This is a genomic window from Collinsella aerofaciens, from assembly GCF_039758815.1.
Classification (GTDB): domain Bacteria; phylum Actinomycetota; class Coriobacteriia; order Coriobacteriales; family Coriobacteriaceae; genus Collinsella; species Collinsella aerofaciens_BP.
This window is the reverse complement of the sequence record NZ_JBDMSK010000006.1, coordinates 1-17,375: the sequence shown is the minus strand read 5'-3', so window position 1 is coordinate 17,375 and position 17,375 is coordinate 1. Positions and strand designations below refer to the sequence as shown.

General features: G+C 62.4%; 11 protein-coding genes. 7 read left to right on the top strand and 4 right to left on the bottom strand.

What is annotated here, in order from left to right:
- Positions 1-3: 3 nt before the first annotated feature.
- On the top strand, positions 4-750 hold the full coding sequence (locus ABHT90_RS04540; RefSeq protein ID WP_196022160.1) for a DeoR/GlpR family DNA-binding transcription regulator: 747 nt from the start codon (positions 4-6) through the stop codon (positions 748-750).
- Positions 751-810: 60 nt separating this feature from the next.
- Here ABHT90_RS04540 and ABHT90_RS04535 read toward each other — a convergent pair whose 3' ends face one another.
- A complete protein-coding gene (locus tag ABHT90_RS04535; protein WP_346981767.1) occupies positions 811-1,470 on the bottom strand; it encodes an RluA family pseudouridine synthase in 660 nt (219 codons plus the stop codon).
- Between the two features lie 15 nt (positions 1,471-1,485).
- Positions 1,486-3,978: a U32 family peptidase gene (locus ABHT90_RS04530; RefSeq protein ID WP_346981766.1), complete on the bottom strand. Its 2,493-nt coding sequence runs from the start codon at positions 3,976-3,978 to the stop codon at positions 1,486-1,488.
- Positions 3,979-4,278: 300 nt separating this feature from the next.
- Here ABHT90_RS04530 and ABHT90_RS04525 point away from each other — a divergent pair, with 300 nt between their 5' ends.
- The gene (locus tag ABHT90_RS04525; protein ID WP_035137477.1) at positions 4,279-4,656 is read left to right on the top strand and encodes a RidA family protein; all 378 of its coding nucleotides are present in this window, start codon (positions 4,279-4,281) and stop codon (positions 4,654-4,656) included.
- A gap of 112 nt (positions 4,657-4,768) precedes the next feature.
- On the opposite strand, the gene ABHT90_RS04520 is transcribed toward ABHT90_RS04525, so the two are convergent.
- Positions 4,769-5,425: a helix-turn-helix transcriptional regulator gene (locus ABHT90_RS04520; RefSeq protein WP_346981765.1), complete on the bottom strand. Its 657-nt coding sequence runs from the start codon at positions 5,423-5,425 to the stop codon at positions 4,769-4,771.
- A gap of 352 nt (positions 5,426-5,777) precedes the next feature.
- On the opposite strand from ABHT90_RS04520, the gene ABHT90_RS04515 reads away from it, so the two are divergent.
- The 5 genes from ABHT90_RS04515 (at position 5,778) to xdh (ending at position 15,153) form a co-directional block, all read left to right on the top strand.
- Positions 5,778-7,172 carry a uracil-xanthine permease family protein gene (locus ABHT90_RS04515; RefSeq protein WP_006235052.1) on the top strand — a complete coding sequence of 465 codons (1,395 nt, stop codon included), beginning with the start codon at positions 5,778-5,780 and terminating at the stop codon, positions 7,170-7,172.
- Between the two features lie 195 nt (positions 7,173-7,367).
- Positions 7,368-8,723 (top strand): putative aminohydrolase SsnA, encoded by a 1,356-nt coding sequence (gene ssnA, locus ABHT90_RS04510; RefSeq protein WP_346981764.1) that lies wholly within the window; start codon positions 7,368-7,370, stop codon positions 8,721-8,723.
- Positions 8,724-8,872: 149 nt separating this feature from the next.
- Complete coding sequence (gene ygfK, locus ABHT90_RS04505; RefSeq protein ID WP_346981763.1) at positions 8,873-11,872, top strand: putative selenate reductase subunit YgfK; 3,000 nt, start codon at positions 8,873-8,875, stop codon at positions 11,870-11,872.
- An 11-nt stretch (positions 11,873-11,883) separates the two neighbouring features.
- Complete coding sequence (locus ABHT90_RS04500; protein WP_117655021.1) at positions 11,884-12,363, top strand: 4Fe-4S binding protein; 480 nt, start codon at positions 11,884-11,886, stop codon at positions 12,361-12,363.
- Between the two features lie 12 nt (positions 12,364-12,375).
- Complete coding sequence (xdh, locus tag ABHT90_RS04495) at positions 12,376-15,153, top strand: selenium-dependent xanthine dehydrogenase (protein WP_346981762.1); 2,778 nt, start codon at positions 12,376-12,378, stop codon at positions 15,151-15,153.
- A 352-nt stretch (positions 15,154-15,505) separates the two neighbouring features.
- On the opposite strand, the gene ABHT90_RS04490 is transcribed toward xdh, so the two are convergent.
- Positions 15,506-16,504, bottom strand: coding sequence for a hypothetical protein (locus ABHT90_RS04490; RefSeq protein ID WP_346981761.1), 999 nt, complete (start codon positions 16,502-16,504; stop codon positions 15,506-15,508).
- Positions 16,505-17,375: the final 871 nt, after the last annotated feature.

Genomic DNA, 17,375 nt, shown 5'->3' with positions numbered 1-17,375 from the left:
GCGATGCTTGCGGAAGATAGGCTCAATGCGATCGTGTCGATGGTGCAGCAGGCCGGCTCGGTTACCGTGCCGGAACTTGCCGAGGCCCTGGGCGTGACACCGTCCACCATTCGCCGTGACTTGCAAACGCTCGACCGCGCGCACCGTATCGCCAAGGTGCACGGAGGTGCGACGAGTCTGGAGCGCGCGCACGTGACGCGCGACTTGACGATCAGCGAACGCAGTGATCTCCATAACGATGACAAGGAGCGCATCTGTGCTCGTGCCGCGGCCCTGGTGGAGCCCGATAGCTTTGTGTATATCGATTCGGGCTCAACGACCCTCAAGCTCATCGAGCATCTTCCGCGTCTCGACGGCGTCACCTATGTGACCGATTCCGTGCTCCATGCTCAGCACCTTGCTTTGCGCGGCATGCGTACCGTGGTGCTGGGCGGCGAGCTCAAACCCGAGACCGAGGCGCTCGTTGGCCCCGATGCCTTGGCAACCCTGGACCGCTATAACTTCAACTGCGGCTTTTGGGGATCCAACGGCATCGCGGCCGAGCAAGGTCTCACCACACCGGATATCGAGGAAGCACAGGTCAAGCGTATCTCGATGCGCCATACCGCCAAACGCTTCGTAATCTCGGACGCCAGTAAATTTGGCATGGTGGCGCCCGTCAAGTTCGCGGACTTCCGCGACGCAACGATTATTACCGCAGGCGAGGTCCCCGCCAAGTACCGGGCAATGGACAACGTCATCACGGTCTAGCAGCAGGGGACGGGCTAAGGCCAAAACCACCGCGAAGGTGCCTGTCCCCATTTTGGTGGTTTAGGGCTCCCAGGGGCAGGGGGCTTCGATGTGGATGTGCTCGCCGGTTACGGGATGCGTAAAGGACACGCTGTGGGCGTGGAGCATCAGGCCACAGGGGCGCGGCGTTCCGTACAGGTCGTCGCCAACCAGGGGATGACGCTCGCTCGCCAGATGCACGCGGATTTGGTGCTTGCGGCCGGTGAGCAACTCGACATCGATATACGAGCGCGTGGGCAGGCCACGGCGACTCTTAAGACGCTTGAGTACCTTGACGCGCGTCTGAGAGGGCTTTCCGCTGGCGCCGACACGCATCTTGCGGCTATCGTGGCGATCGCGGGCGATGGGCATGTCGATGAGCTTCTCGTTCCAGTCGATCTTGCCCTCGGCGAGCGCCAGGTAGTGCTTTTCGAAGGCGTGGTCGATCACCATCTGGTCAAAAGCGGGCTGCGTCTGTTTGTCGAGCGAAAACAGCACCACGCCGGTGGTGTTGCGGTCCAGACGGTTGAGCGGCTGCATGTCAGTCGCGGCAAAGCCGTCGCCCATGGCCAGCAGCAGGTCGCTGGCGTAGTCGGTAAGCGTGCGCTCGCCGGTGCCGTCGCCGTGGACGATCATGCCGGCGGGCTTGTCGATGGCCATGAGCCAAGCGTCGCAGTAGAGGACTTGAGGTTCTTCGTTCACGTGTAAGCCTTTCGGTTAGCTGATTCCCACAAACATGCAGCCCGAGGTCGCCCCGCGTAGGCGGGCGGCGGGCTTGCGGCCGGCTTGAGCCGCCTCGACGGCGCGACGGACGCGAGCGACGGCACGGCCAATCTCATCGGCCTCGAGCAGGGTTCCGTCAACCATGAGACGACGCACGCCGGCATTGAGCAGCTGAGGAACCTGCGGTGTGAGGTCGATGGGGTAGGCGTCGTACAAGCGAGAGCGGCCGTGGATGTCGGTGCGGACGGGCATGACCTTTCCGTCGATATTCTTGAGCGAGAGCTTGCGGGCACGCAGGCGGCAGTTGGCACAATCGTGGATGCAGCCGTTGGCAACCTGCAGAATGCAATGCTCGCTTGTCATGACGCGCGGGCGGCCAAAGACGGTGATGCCCAGAGCCGCGGGCGCGGCGGCTCCGAGCGAGACAATCTCGTCGAGTGTGATCTCGGGCGAGAGCCAAAACGCACCGGCTCCGCGCCCGGCAAGCGCCTCCATGCAGGGCGTGTTGTGCACCGGCAGGCAAGAGCGAATCTCGGCCGTGGCGCCGGCATGCGCGGCTACGGCGAGCTCGGAGATATTGCCGACGGCGACGGTGGCTCCGGCATTGATCCAGGGATCGACGCGTACGTGGTCAACGGCGCGGCAGACCTCGTCGAGTACGGGTACGATGCCCTGCTCAAATGCATCGGCGGGGGAGACACCGGCGGCCTCGAGCGCATCGGTGGTCATATAGATGCGCGTGGCGCCCTCGGCACGAGCTGCCTCGGCGGCTTCGAGCGTGTTGACGGTGGCGCAGATCTGCGGCTCGTCGCGGTAGTGCTCGGGCATGGGTCGCGTACATTTGTCGAGCACCGGCAACTCGAGCGTTTTCTCGCGCTCCTCGTACGGTGCCAGAATGGCCTCTTCCAGCGCCTTACAAGCGGCGGCGCGCACCTTGTGCACGACGGAAAAGCCCATACCGCAGCCGGCGTCGAGCGAAACGTCAAAGCTTGCGGCCTCAAAGGGAGAGGAGCCCATGCGCCCGACGTGCTCAACCAGATCGGATGCCTCGACGGCGCGGGTCTTGGCGGCCTCGACGGTGAAGCCCGTGGCGGTGGCGGTGAGCGCGGGGTTGTCACAGCAGGTGAGTGTGACAGTAAACGGCTCGCCCAGGCGCGCCACGACGGACACGTCAACAGCTCGGCGGCGCAGCACATCGCGCTTGAGCGCGGCGCCAGCGGCGTCGATGGCGCGCTGACTGCGAATCACGCGGACGCGGCAGCCCTCGGGCATGCTGCGGGGCACGCGGCACTCAATGATGTCACCGGCGGCGGCATCATCGGCGGCAATGGTGGTCAGGAACTGGTCAAACTCGTTATCGTGGCGAAGCTCCAGCAGGTCGCCCTTGCCCACGGGCTCAAACAACTCAATGCGGGCGATGGCGGCGCGCCGACGGCGGTCGTCGGGCTTGAGGCCGCGCACATCGCGGTTGGCCAGACGGCTGCCCAGTACCGTGCCTACGATCTGGCCGCGGTTGTTGGAACGCTCATAGCTCATCATCTCGTCGCCCGAGGTGCCGTCCTGATAGGCGTGCGTAAAGTCGCGGTTGAAGCAGCGCTTGAGCTGGCGCTGGCGGGCGGCTACCTCGTCCTTATCTACGGCGACCCCGGCCAGCATGTCATCAATCTGGTGACGATACACATCGACGATGGAATACACGTAATCGGGGGCCTTCATGCGGCCCTCGAGCTTGAGCGATGCGGCGCCGGCGTCATACAGACGGCGAACAAGCTGCGACGTGTTGGTGTCGCGCGGGCACAGCGCGCGCTCGCGACCGGCAGGGGAGAGCGAGCGGCCGTTCTCGTCGATCAGCTCGTAGGGCAGGCGGCAGGGCTGGGCGCACATGCCGCGGTTGGCCGAGCGGCCCGCCATGGCAAAGCTCGAAAGCAGGCACAGGCCCGAGTAGCAAAAGCAGATGGCACCGTGGCTAAAGACCTCGAGGTCCACATCGGGCGCGGCGTTGTGAATGGCGGCGATCTCGTCGATGGAGAGCTCGCGCGAGAGAGTCACGCGGTCGGCGCCCTGCTCACGGCACCAAAGGGTTCCGCGGTCGTCGTGGATGTTCGCCTGGGTCGAGATATGTGTCTCGATGCCGGGCATGGTGCGCTTGACCTCAAAGAACAGGCCCCAGTCCTGGATAATGAAGGCGTCGGCGCCCAGCGTGGAGCAGCGATGGATGAGTTGCAGCGCATCGCCCATCTCGGACTGTTTGATGACGATGTTTACCGTGACGTAGACGCGCGACCCGGCTAGATGCGCGGCGCGGCAGGCTTGCTCAAAGGCCTCGTCGGTAAAGTTGGTGGCCTTGCGGCGGGCGTTGAAGCTGCCCATGCCGCAGTAGATGGCGTCTGCCCCGGCGGCGAGTGCGGCGGCAAAGGGCTCGGGCCCTCCGGCGGGCGCCAAAAGCTCGGGTCTGCGGTTGGTGGTTCGACTGGCGGTTGCGGTCATATCCTGCCTTTCAAAATGCTCAGATAATCAAAAGTATAGTGGCGCCGTTGCGGCAGGCGATGCCCGTGCTCCAAGCGGGATAAAGTCTTCAGCAGCTTGGACTGGCTGCTCCACATGAGAACCGTTCAGCGGTTCGGGGAGACCGTTGGGCGATAAAATATTCTCGCAAGCTGATAATATTCTTGCATCAAACAGAAACCTTGAGTACCATCCCAATCAAGCGCGGTGTTCAGACCGAACTGTGCCTCCCGGTGTGAACGCCGCGCTCACGCTTTCTCAACTGATCGTAAGGAGATAAACATGAGCAAGACCGTCGTGTCTTCCGATAACGCACCCGCAGCCATCGGCCCGTATTCCCCTGGTATCCAGACCGGCAACATGGTGTTCCTGTCCGGCCAGCTGGGCATCGACCCCGCAACCGGCAAGATGCCCGAGGGCGTCGAGGCCCAGGCTAAGCAGTCCCTCGCCAACGTCGAGGCCCTGCTGACCGCTGCCGGCGCTACCTTTGCCGATGTCGTCAAGACCACGGTCTACCTGGCCGATATCGCCGACTTCGCCGCCGTGAACGAGATCTACGCCTCCAAGTTCGAGGCCCCGTTCCCCGCGCGCAGCGCCTTCCAGGTTGCCGCCCTTCCGGCTGGCGGTCTGGTCGAGATCGAGGTCGTTGCCGCTCTCTAAGGCGTTGGCCACAACTAAACATGACATGCAAAAAGACCCTGCAGCGCGTGCGAGCTGCAGGGTCTTTTGTCAAGTGACGGATCGCTTGTGGAGCCGCGCTTCATGTTGCCCGTTAGCCCTCCTTGCGAACTTTTTGCAGGTAGCGGTAGACGCTGGGCTCCGAGATACCCAGCGCGGTGGCGGCGCAGGCCACGGCGCCCTTGAGCATGAACACCCCGTTGCCGTTGAGGTGGCGAATGACGTCCACGCGGTCGCTCTGACCAAGCGACGCCACATCCAGCCCGCGCGTGCTCAGCAACTCGGCAATGCTGCGGTCGATGAGCTCCTGTGTGGACTCCGAAAGGCTTTCGACCTCGATAGGGGCGGGCTCCGTGCGCGTCGGCGCCGCGTCGAAGCACGCCATGAGCTGCTGCGCCATGGCGTTGATGGAGCGCACGGTCGAGAGGTCGGTGTTGACGCAGAGCATACCGACGATCTCGTCATTCTCGCGGATAAAGTACGTCGCTGACTCCAACGTCTTGCCGCCGGCACCGCGCCCCTCGTAGCCCGTAATAAACGGCAGGTCGCGATACTTGGCGTCGTGCATGATCTTGAGTGCCAGATCGGTGGCGGGACCGCCGACCTTGCGGCCGCTCACGATGCCGTTGCGAATATCAACGATGGCGTGGTCGGGATCCGAGAAATCGTGCAGCACGATTTCGCTGTTTTTGCCGAGTATCTGCTCCAGAAAATCGACCATCGGTAAAAAGCGACGTACGGTCTCGTTCACGGGCAACTCCTTTGGGTGAAATCGGAAATGTTCATAACAATTTTTTCTCATGGTAACACGCTGCCCATCATCTCGTATATCCGCAGGTACATTGCGTAATGCAGACGAACGGTAGGAATTTAGCGGTAAACGGTTGACCAAAAGAAAAGTTAGATGGTATTTTGACCAGACACTTTCCTGACCTGCGGAAATGCGTTATTTCAGCTGAAGAATAGTCTGATAACAAAAAATTATTATTGAGAATGAGAATCATCTTTAATACGATATGCAATGAAGGCACAACCTCAACCCCGCACTGCGTCACAATAGAGCGTTAGATGCGAAAACAACTACTTCGAGGATTGGTGGTCAAATGACCCAGGAGACGGTTACGAACGGCACTGAAGCCCTGTTCACTCGCGAAGGCATGCCTCCCGTTAAGGAAATGATCCCGTGTGCCCTTCAGCACGTACTGGCATCGTTTGCCGGCATCATTACCCCGGCGGTCATCATGGCCGGCGTCTACGGCTTTAATAGCCAGCAGAGCACCGACATCATCCAGGTCGCGCTCATTCTTTCGGCGATCGATACGGCCCTTCAGGCCTTCGCTCCCTTCCGTCGTATCGGCGGCGGCCTGCCCATCGTCATGGGCGTTTCGTTCGCGTTCCTGCCGGCCCTGCAGGCCATGGGTGCCTCGGGTTTTAGCTTTGGCGCGCTGCTGGGCGGCGAGATTGTCGGCGGTGCCGTCGCGGTCCTCTTTGGTCTGGCCTACAGCAAGATCAAGTGGCTGTTCCCGCCCGTCGTGACCGGTACGGTCATCTTCTCCATTGGCGTCTCTCTCTATCCCACGGCCGTCAAGTACATGGCCGGCGGTATGGGTACGCCGCTGTGGGGCACCCCGCAGGCGTGGTGCGTCGCTCTAATCACCTTCGCCGTGGTCTTTGCGCTCGCCAACTTTGGCAAGGGCACGCTCAAGCTGGGATCAGTGTTCTTTGGCATGATCGTTGGTATGATCGTCTCCATTCCCTTTGGCATGATCGACTTCTCCAGCGTCGCCACCGCCCAGGTCTTCGCCCTTCCCAAGCTCATGCCCTATGCGCTCGAGTTTGATCCCGAGGTCTGCATTACCCTCGCCGTCGTGTTCCCCATGGTTGCCATCCAGGTTATCGGCGACGTCTCTGCCGCCTGCCTGGGCTCCATCGACCGTATGCCCACCGAGCGCGAGCTCTCCGGCGCTATCGTGTCCCAGGGCCTCACCTCTATGGTCGGCGGCCTGCTGGGCGGTCTTCCCACCAGCGCCCTTGGCCAGAACGTGGGCATCATCTGCTCCAACAAGGTCGTCAACAAGTGGGTCTTTGTGATCATCGCGGCCGTCTTTGCCATCGCCGGCCTGTTCCCGCAGCTCTCTGCCGTCCTTTCCGCTATCCCGCAGCCCGTCATCGGCGGCGCGACCGTCGGCGTCTTTGGCACCATCACCATGAACGGCGTGCGCATGTTCACCCGCGAGGGCCTCACGCAGCGCACTACCACCATCGTCGGTACCTCCGTCGTCTTTGGCCTGGGTATCTGGATGGCCAGCGGTTGCCTTGCCGGCGAGGGTATGCCCACCTGGGTGCCCACCGTCATCGGCTCCAATGCCGTAACCCCCACCGCCATCATGGCCATTGTCCTTAACCTGATTCTTCCGCAGACGCCGGTCGTGGCTCAGCACATCGATGCTGCCAAGGACGCTGCCGTGGATCTGGTCTTGCCCGAGAGCAAGAAGTAACCAATTCGGTGCTATTCGTCGGCGGGCGCATCGCCTCGTCCGCCGACGTCATGCGGCGCCAAGCCGCACTTCAAAGGGTTTGTCCCTTTGGTGAAGCGTTGACGGGAGAGGGCCCGTTTCCGGTGTAGGCCGGCGCTTCGCACTCCGCCATGTCAGAGGTGTCAAACCCCGCCCCTGATGTTGAAGGGAGCATTTATGCTTCTGGTCGCTAACGGTTCCGTCTTTACCCGCAATGCTCAGGCCCCGTTCATTCCAAACGGTGCGGTCGCCATTGACGGAGATACGATCGTCGAAGTAGGTCCCGAGTGCGAGCTCAAGGCCAAGTACCCGGATGCCGAGTACGTCGATGCCCAGGGCAACCTCATCATGCCCGGACTCATCAACTGCCACACCCACATCTACTCGGGTCTGGCCCGCGGCCTTGCCATTAAGGGCTGCAACCCCACCAACTTCCTGGAGAATCTTGAGCAGCAGTGGTGGAAGATCGACGACAATCTGACGCTCGACGGCACCAAGGCAAGCGCCTATGCCACGATTCTGGACTCCATTCGCGATGGTGTCACCACGATCTTCGACCACCACGCGAGCTTCTGCGAGATCCCGGGAAGCCTCTTTACCATTAAGGATGCAGCTCAGGAGCTGGGCATGCGTTCGTGCCTGTGCTACGAGGTCTCCGATCGCCGCGGCCAGGAAAAATGCAACCAGGCCATTGCCGAGAACGCCGAATTTGCCCAGTGGGCCGCCAAGGAGCGTCGCGATAACGACAACCATATGATCGCCGCCATGTTTGGCGGACATGCCACCTTTACGCTTTCGGACGAGACCATGGATAAGATGGCCGAGGCCAACAACGGCCTGACCGGCTTCCACATCCATGTGTGCGAGGGCATGAACGACGTGTGGGATTCCCGCCTCAACCGCGGCGGCATCAGCCCCGTCGAGCGCCTGCTGCAGCACAACCTGCTGGGTCCCGACACCATGCTGGGCCACTGCATCCACGTGACGCCTGCCGAGATGGATATCGTCAAGGAGTCCGGCACCTGGCTCGTCAACAACCCCGAATCCAATATGGGCAACGCCGTGGGCTGCGCCCCCGTGCTCGAGTTCTTCCGCCGCGGTATTCCCGTGTGCATGGGCACCGATGCCTACACCCACGATATGCTCGAGAGCCTTAAGGTCTTCCTGATCATTCAGCGCCACAACGCCGCCATGCCCAACGTGGGCTGGTGCGAGGCCATGACCATGCTGTTCGAGAACAACGCCAAGATGGCGAGCAAGTACTTCGATCGCAAGCTCGGCGTGCTCGAGGCCGGCGCTGCCGCCGACGTCATCGTCATGGACTACAAGCCCTTTACGCCGCTGAGCGAGGAGAACATCGACGGCCACATGCTCTTTGGCATGATGGGTAAAAACTGCCGCACCACCATCATCAACGGCCGCGTCCTGTACAAGGATCGCGAGTTCGTTGGCATTGATGAGGACAAGATCAACGCGTGGACCATGGCTGAGTCCAAGAAGCTCTGGAGCACGCTCAACGATCGCACCTACTAATTCACAAGTAGATTCACGCGCGTCGGATGTTTCGCCGCATCCGGCGCGCGTATAGGCGACCTCCGCGGGGTCGCCGGCGCTGTGCTAGCGCTACACCGTATTTGCGCCCGCCGCGCGGTCTCGCCGGGCGTTACAGAGAGGAGCTCACTATGAGCGACATCATGAGGCCGATCCCGTTTTCGCAGCTGATGAACTGGATCATCGAGGAGCACAAGACCCAGGGCGCCGTCTTTGGCGTGCGCAAGATGGTCGCGACCAACCAGGAGGGCGCGCTTCCCATTTTTGACGAGCGCATCGAGACTCCGTTTGGCCCGGCCGCCGGTCCCAATACGCAGCTGGCCCAGAACATCGTGGCATCCTACGTGGCCGGCTCCCGCTTCTTTGAGCTCAAGACCGTTCAGGTTATGGATGGCGAGGAGCTCTCCAAGTGTGTGAACAAACCCTGCATTGTGGCGCAGGACGAGTGCTACAACTGCGAGTGGTCGACCGAGCTCGAGGTTCCGCAGGCCTTTGCCGAGTACGTGAAGGCATGGTTCGCCTGCCACCTGATTGCCCGCGAGTACGGTCTGGGCAGCCCGGACGGCTTTGTCTTCAACATGTCCGTGGGTTATGACCTGGAAGGCATCAAGAGCCCCAAGGTCGACGCCTACATCGAGGGCATGAAAGACGCCAGCGGCTCCGAGGTTTGGAACGAGTGCCGTACGTGGGCGCTCGCTAACCTGGACAAGTTTGAGCATGTCGACGCCGCATTTGTCGAATCCATCCCGGCGCGCGTGTCCAACTCCATCACGGAGTCCACCCTGCACGGCTGCCCGCCGGCCGAGATCGAGCGCATCGCGACCTATCTGATCACCGAGAAGGGCCTCAATACCTACATCAAGTGCAACCCCACGCTGCTGGGCTATGAGTTTGCACGTCAGCGCCTCAACGAGCTGGGCTTTGACTACATCGTCTTCGACGATACGCACTTCCGCGAGGACCTGCAGTGGGCCGATGCCGTGCCCATGTTCGAGCGCCTGATTGCCCTGTGCGCCGAGCGCGGCCTGGAGTTTGGCGTCAAGCTGACCAACACCTTCCCCGTCGACGTGACGAGGAACGAGCTGCCTTCCACCGAGATGTACATGTCCGGCCGTTCGCTGTTCTCGCTGACCATCGAGGCCGCCCGTCGCATTACCGAGCAGTTCGATGGCAAGCTGCGCATCAGCTACTCCGGCGGCGCCACAGTCTACAACATTCGCGCCTTGTATGACGCCGGCATTTGGCCCGTTACCCTGGCGACCGACGTGCTCAAGCCCGGTGGCTACGAGCGCTTTAGCCAGATGGCCGGCGAGTTTACCGACCTGGATGGCAAGCCGTTCGCGGGCGTCTCTCTCGAGGCCGTGACTGCGATCCAGGCCGACTCGCTCACCAACCCGCTCTACAAGAAGCCGCTGCGTCCGCTGCCCGACCGCAAGGTTGCCGGCAAGAGTCCGCTTTCCGACTGCTTTACCACGCCGTGCCGCACGAGCTGCCCAATCCAGCAGGACATTCCTGCCTACCTGGCGGCTGTTGACGAGGGCCGCTACGAGGACGCGCTCAACATTATCATCGAGCGCAACGCCCTGCCGTTCATTACCGGCACCATCTGCCCGCATCCCTGCGGCCGTGCCTGCGAGCGTGCATTTTACGAGCCCGAGGGCGCCCAGATTCGCGCCAGCAAGCTCAAGGCCGCCCGCGAGGCCATGACCGCCGTGCTGCCCAAGCTGCGCGCCCAGGCCATCGCCAACGACGGCGAGCGCAACGTTGCCGTTATCGGCGGCGGCCCGGCCGGCCTGGCGACGGCATTCTTCCTGACGCGCGCCGGCGTGCCCGTCACCATCTTCGAGGCCCGCGACTCGCTCGGCGGCGTGGTCCGTCACGTGATCCCCGAGTTCCGTATCGCCAGCGACGATATCTCCCACGATGCCGAGCTCTGCCTGGCCTTTGGCGCCAAGGTGCAGCTCAACGCCCGCGTGGAGTCCATCGACGAGCTCAAGGCCCAGGGCTTTACTGACGTGGTCGTGGCTACCGGTGCCTGGATGCCCGGCTCTGCAGGTTTGCGCGAGGGCGCCGAGCTCGACGTGCTTGAGTTCCTCGAGGCCGCCAAGAAGGGCGAGAAGCTCGAGCTGGGCGAGGACGTCGTGGTCATTGGCGCCGGCAACACCGCCATGGACGCGGCTCGCGTGGCCAAGCGCCTGGCTGGCGTGAAGAACGTGCGCCTGGTGTATCGTCGCACCAAGAAGCAGATGCCCGCCGACGAGGAAGAGCTCGATCTTGCTCTTGCCGACGGCGTTGAGTTCTGCGAGCTGCTGGCGCCCAAGGCACTCAACGGCGCCGTGCTGACCTGCGACGTCATGGAGCTCGGCGAGCCGGATGCAAGCGGCCGTCGCAGCCCTGTTGCCACGGGCGAGACCGTCGAGCTTTCCGCCACCACGGTGATCTGCGCCGTGGGCGAGGGCATCGATGCCAGCCTGTACGACGCCGCGGGCGTCGAGCACGACCGTCGCGGCCGCCTCGCCGCCACCTCCACCGGCGTCGAGGGCGTCTGGGCTGCAGGTGACTGCCGTCGCGGTCCGGCCACCGTGGTCGAGGCTATCGCCGATGCCGCCGAGGTCGCCCGTGCCATTGCCGGTGTCGACTTTAACAAGTACGCCGACCAGAATGCTCAGGCCGGCCGCGAGGACACCTGCTACGAGCGCAAGGGGTCGCTGTGCCGCGACAAGCGCAACTGCACCAAGACTCGCTGCCTGGGCTGCGGCTCGGTGTGCGAGGTCTGCTGCGACGTGTGCCCCAACCGCGCCAACGTGGCAATTAAAGTGCCGGGCCTGGCCAAGCATCAGGTCGTCCATGTCGACGGCATGTGCAACGAGTGCGGCAACTGCGCCGTGTTCTGCCCCTACCAGGAGGGTCGTCCCTACAAGGACAAGCTCACCCTGTTCTGGAGCGAGGAGGACATGGAGAACTCCGAGAACGAGGGCTTCCTGGCCGTGGACGAGGACCACTTTAAGGTTCGCGTCGCCGGCACGGTCCGCACCGTCTCGGTCGATGCCGTCAACACCGGTCTTCCCGAGGCCGTCCGCCTGACCATCAGGGCTGTGCGCGACAACTATTCGTACCTTCTTAAGAAATAGGCGAGTCTCTTATGGCCAAATCCATTCAACATAACGTGGCCTACGTTGCCTGCGGAAGCGGTTGCGCCTCCGCAGGCGGCGACGCCCACTGCAGCGAAGGCTGCATTGGCTGTGGCGCCTGCGTCACGGCCTGCCCCCACGGCGCCATTGCGCTGGTCGATGGCATCGCCCGCGTGGACCGCTCAAAGTGCACGGGCTGTGGCCTGTGCGGCATGGCGTGCCCGCAGCGCGTGATTGCCTTCGTTCCCGGCTACCAGAACATCCTAGTGCGCTGCAACAACACCGATAAGGGCGCCATTGCTCGCAAGATCTGCGACACGAGCTGCATCGGTTGCGGCATGTGCGCTAAAAAGTGCCCTGCCGGCGCTATCCGCATCGAGGACAACTGCGCCCATATCGACGGCGCGGACTGCCTGTCGTGCGGCATGTGCGCCGTCGTCTGCCCGCATGGCGCCATCCACGACCGCACCGGCATCGCCGCCGGCGTGTAGAAGGGAATCACCATGGCACAGGAATTCACTTTTACCGTTAACGGCGTGGAGCGCACGACGACGCAGAACAAGCCGTTGCTGCGCTACCTACGCGACGACCTGCACATTCACTCCGCCAAGGACGGCTGCTCCGAGGGCGCGTGCGGTACCTGCACCATCCACGTGGACGGTGCGGCCGTCAAGGCGTGCGTACTGACCACCGCGCTTGCCGCCGGCCGCAACATCGTGACCGTCGAGGGCCTGCCCCAGGACGTGCGCGAGGCCTTTGTGTACGCCTTTGGCGCCGTGGGCGCCGTGCAGTGCGGCTTTTGCATCCCCGGCATGGTCATGGCGGGCGCAGCGCTCATCGCCGAGGACCCCGAGCCCACCGAGGAACAGATCAAGTACGCCATTCGCGGTAACGTCTGCCGCTGCACCGGCTACAAGAAGATTATCGAGGGCATTTCGCTGGCAGCTGCGGTGCTCCGCGGCGAAAAGCAGATTGACGAGGACTTGGAGCGCGGCGACGACTACGGCGTGGGCAAGCGCGCCTTCCGTATTGACGTGCGCAAGAAGGTGCTCGGTGAGGGCAAGTATCCCGACGACATCGACGAGCTTGATCAGCCGGGCCTGACCTATGCCAGCGCCGTGCGCTCCAAGTATCCGCGCGCCCGCGTGCTCTCCATCGACACCTCCAAGGCCGAGGCCCTGCCCGGCGTGGTGGGCATCCTGCGCGCCGAGGACGTGCCGGTCAACCAGGTCGGCCACCTTATCCAGGACTGGGATGTCATGATCGCCCAGGGCGATATCACCCGTTGCGTGGGCGATGCCATCGTGCTGGTGGTCGCCGAGGACGAGGCGACGCTCGAGAAGGCCAAGAAGCTCGTAAAGATTGACTACGAGCCGCTGGAGCCCGTGCGCAACATTGTCGAGGCCAGGGCCGCCGACGCCCCGCGTCTGCACGACAGCTTCTTTGCCTTTGGCAACACGGTGGAGCTCAAGGACAACGTGTGCCAGAGCCGTCATGTGACGCGCGGCGACGCCGCCAAGGCGCTGGCCGAAAGCGCATTCACCGTGACGCAGCGCTTTACCACGCCCTTTACCGAGCATGCCTTCTTGGAGCCCGAGTGCGCCGTCGCCTTCCCGTACAAGAACGGCGTCAAGGTGCAGTCGACCGACCAGGGTGCCTACGATACGCGCAAAGAGTGCGCCCACATGTTTGGCTGGGACAACGAGCCCGAGCGTGTGGTTGTAGAGACCATGCTCGTGGGTGGCGGCTTTGGCGGCAAGGAGGACGTGTCCATTCAGCATCTGGCCGCGCTCGCCGCCTATAAGTTCCAGCGTCCTGTGAAGTGCAAGCTCACGCGTGCCGAGTCACTCGCGTTCCATCCCAAGCGCCATGCCATGGACGGTACCTTTACACTGGGTTGCGACGCCGAGGGCAACTTTACCGGTCTGGATTGCGAGATCAACTTTGATACCGGCGCCTACGCGTCGCTGTGCGGCCCGGTGCTCGAGCGCGCCTGCACGCATGCCGTCGGCCCCTACAAGTACCAGAACACCGACATTCGCGGTTTTGGCTACTACACCAACAACCCGCCCGCCGGCGCGTACCGCGGCTTTGGCGTTTGCCAGTCCGAGTTTGCGCTCGAGAGTCTGATCGACTTGCTGGCAGAGAAGGTCGGCCTGGATCCGTGGGAGATCCGCTACCGTAACGCCATCGAGCCGGGCGAGGTTTTGCCCAACGGCCAGATTGCCGACTGCTCCACGGCGCTTAAGGAGACACTGCTCGAGGTCAAGGATGCCTACTACGCGCATCCCGGCCACGCCGGCATTGCCTGCGCTATGAAGAACGCTGGCGTGGGCGTTGGCCTGCCCGACGCCGGCCGCTGCAAGATTCGCGTCGAGAACGGCGTGGCCGTGGTCTATGCCGCCACGTCCGACATCGGCCAGGGCTGCAACACCGTCTTTTTGCAGGACGTTGCCGAGGCCTGCGGTCTGCCGCTGAGCTGCATTGCCAACGGCGAGTGCTCCACCGAGAACGCTCCCGACTCCGGTACCACGTCTGGCTCACGTCAGACGGTCGTGACCGGCGAGGCCGTGCGCGGCGCCGCCTTCCTGCTGCGCGACGCCATGCTTGACATCGAGGCCGGCAAGCCCGCACCCGATACTCCCGTGAGCGCGCATGGCGACGGCGTCAAGATCGAGTACGACGACGGTCGCGCCTACCAGCTACGCACGCAGGAGCTCGTCGCCGGCCAGGGTATGCATCCTCAGGATCCCGCGGCCGCCATCAAGGCGCTCGAGGGCTGTGAGTTTAGCTATGTGTACCTGGAGCCGACCGACAAACTGGGCGCCGACGTTCCCAATCCCAAGAGCCACATCTGCTACGGCTTTGCCACGCATGTGGTCATTCTGGATGATGACGGTCGCGTGAGCGAGGTCTATGCCGCGCACGATTCCGGCAAGGTGGTCAACCCCATCTCCATCCAGGGTCAGATCGAAGGCGGCGTGCTCATGGGTATGGGCTATGCGCTTACCGAGGACTGGCCGCTCAAGGACTGCGTGCCCCAGGCAAGGTACGGCACGCTCGGGTTGTTCCGCGCGCCCGAGATTCCGGATATCCACGCCATCTACGTGGAGAAGGACGAACTGCTGCCCGTGGCATACGGCGGCAAGGGCATCGGCGAGATCGCAACGATCCCCACGGCGCCCGCCGTGCAGAACGCCTATCGCGCATTCGACGGCAAGCTGCGTCCGGATCTGCCCATGGTGGATACGCCGTACAGCCGCGCCCGTCACCGTGGGTAGGGCGCAGACGGCATTGCTGATGGGCTGTTCGCGCACAACACCAACTGTATATGCTGCACCTTTGGCCCCGGCTCCATCGCGAGCCGGGGCCTTTTGTTTGAAGCACCTCCGCATACGGAAACTGCGTCCCAGATTTCGGCTCCAGAATGGGATGCAGTTTCCGGATCGGCCTTCAAGCGGAAATTGCATCCCATTCTGAGTCTTCATTCTGGGACACGCTTTCCGCAAGGAGCTTCGTCGGGAAAGCGCATCCCATTTTGAGCATTCAATCTGGGACATGGTTTCCGCGGGTGCTGCCAACCGGAAAGTGTGTCCCGGTTTGGCAGGCAGACGGGCATAAGCTCAGCAGCGCCTACAGGTCTACCTCGTTGAGCCATGTCGGCAGCGCGGTCTGCCGGATGCCTGCCGTCTGCAGCTTTTTCGCGAGCATTCCTGCCGAGCGGACCTCGTTCATGGTAAAGCGCAGCAGAGGGTGACCGTAGAGCGACAAGTGCGCCTCGCGCTGTCGTTCGGCAACGAGCGCCTCGGCGGTGGTGCGTCCGGCCAGCATGGTCTGGTCGGTATATTTGATGAGCCCGTCGAGCTCGCCCAGCGTGAGTTCCCGCGCCTGGCGCTCCCAGGCAAAGTCCGTTCGTATGGGCTTGGCCGAATCGAAGGGGTCCGTCAGCTCGTATTGAAGCCAGTCGGGCGCAAAGCCCGTCTCGATCATGACGGCTCGGGCGACCGATTCCCCGCCGCTCTCGGCGCGGGCGTCGGCATATCGAAGCGTTGTGAGGGCGGTGCGAATCGCGCGACCATTGCGGGCAGTCGCTCGTTGCTCAACGGCCTCCATCAGCTGTTCCGGCGCAAGGCCGAGCTTTGAGATCGTCGAATCGGCAATGGGCATGCCGTCTGCAAAGCCAGTTTGCAGCAGGCAATCTGTAGCCGTTTGGATGGGCGGCGTTACCGATACGCCGGCTCTGCGTATTGCTCCGGCCGGCTCAATCTGGTGTCGCTGAATATGTGCGCCCGGACGAGCCGACGGCTTTGTCGAGCTGCAAACATGCACGACGTTCAGGTGTCGCCACGAGACCTCGAGCCCCAGCAGGCAAGCTGCCGAAAACGAGCAGAACGTCCAATCGGGATGGATGATCGCAAGGGCGCGGATAATCTCGCAATGGCGTTGCGTTCGGTTGAGTTCATCCCAGCGCGTTTTTCGCGCAAACAACCCCGGCATGGGCGAGACAACCGTGCCGCCGGTGCGCCGAAGGAGCGCTTTTCGGATCGCCGTGCTCGGGGGAATCAGACAGCGCCCCTCTTGTTCGGCTTGAGTGAGCAGTTGGTCGATGAGCTGGTCATTGCAATGGGTCATGAGCTACCGCCTCCTTTTGGGTAGCAAAAACGTATCAGCTGGAACTTGCCGCTCAGCTGACCAAAAGCTGACCAAAATCTAACCATGCAGGTAGATGACCTGCTTTTGGCGACATATTTCTTGTTTGAATCGGTGGGCGATAATCGGCGACCGTGAACGGCAACAAGTTATGAAGACCTGGTAAGTTTAGGGACGTGTACTTTTTCGAAAAACGGTAGTCTCTCCGCGGAAAGTGCATCCCAGAATTAAGCCTCGGAACGGGATGCATTTTCCAGTAGATGCTTCAGTGGAAAGTTCATCCCAGAATTCAGGCTCAGAACGGGACACGCTTTCCGGATGGCATGCTTGGCGGAAACTACGACCCAGTTTTTGGCTCCAGAACGGGATACCCTTTCCGAATCGGTCTTCAGGCGGAAGCTGCTCCCCGGATTTGACCTTCAGACCGGGATGCCGTTTCCGGTTGAGGCCTCGAGCGGAAAGCGCATCCCATAATCCCCAATGGCACCGCAGCGCATTTCGTGTCCGCGCGGGCGTTTGCGCCGGTCGTCGAATGACGTTATAGCTGGCTATATTATGGGTAGCTATAATGTTCGACTTTTCGACAACCCTCGGCCTGTGGCAGAGCATGGGTCGCCAATCAAGGCGGCGGTTGCCGAGGCCTCGTTACCGAAAATCCATTTGTTAAACCTGGCACCCGTGGGTAGAATAAAGTCGACGGCAGCCCAAGTAGTGAAGAGCTGGGCAGCGCCGTTACTCAGTTTAAGGGGTCAATGCCTTAACGGCGTCGACCCCTCTAATATGAGAAAGCCATTGTCAATAGGCGTGTTTGTTCGAGCCCGGTTTTAAACCGGGCTTTTTCGTTTCCCGTCGG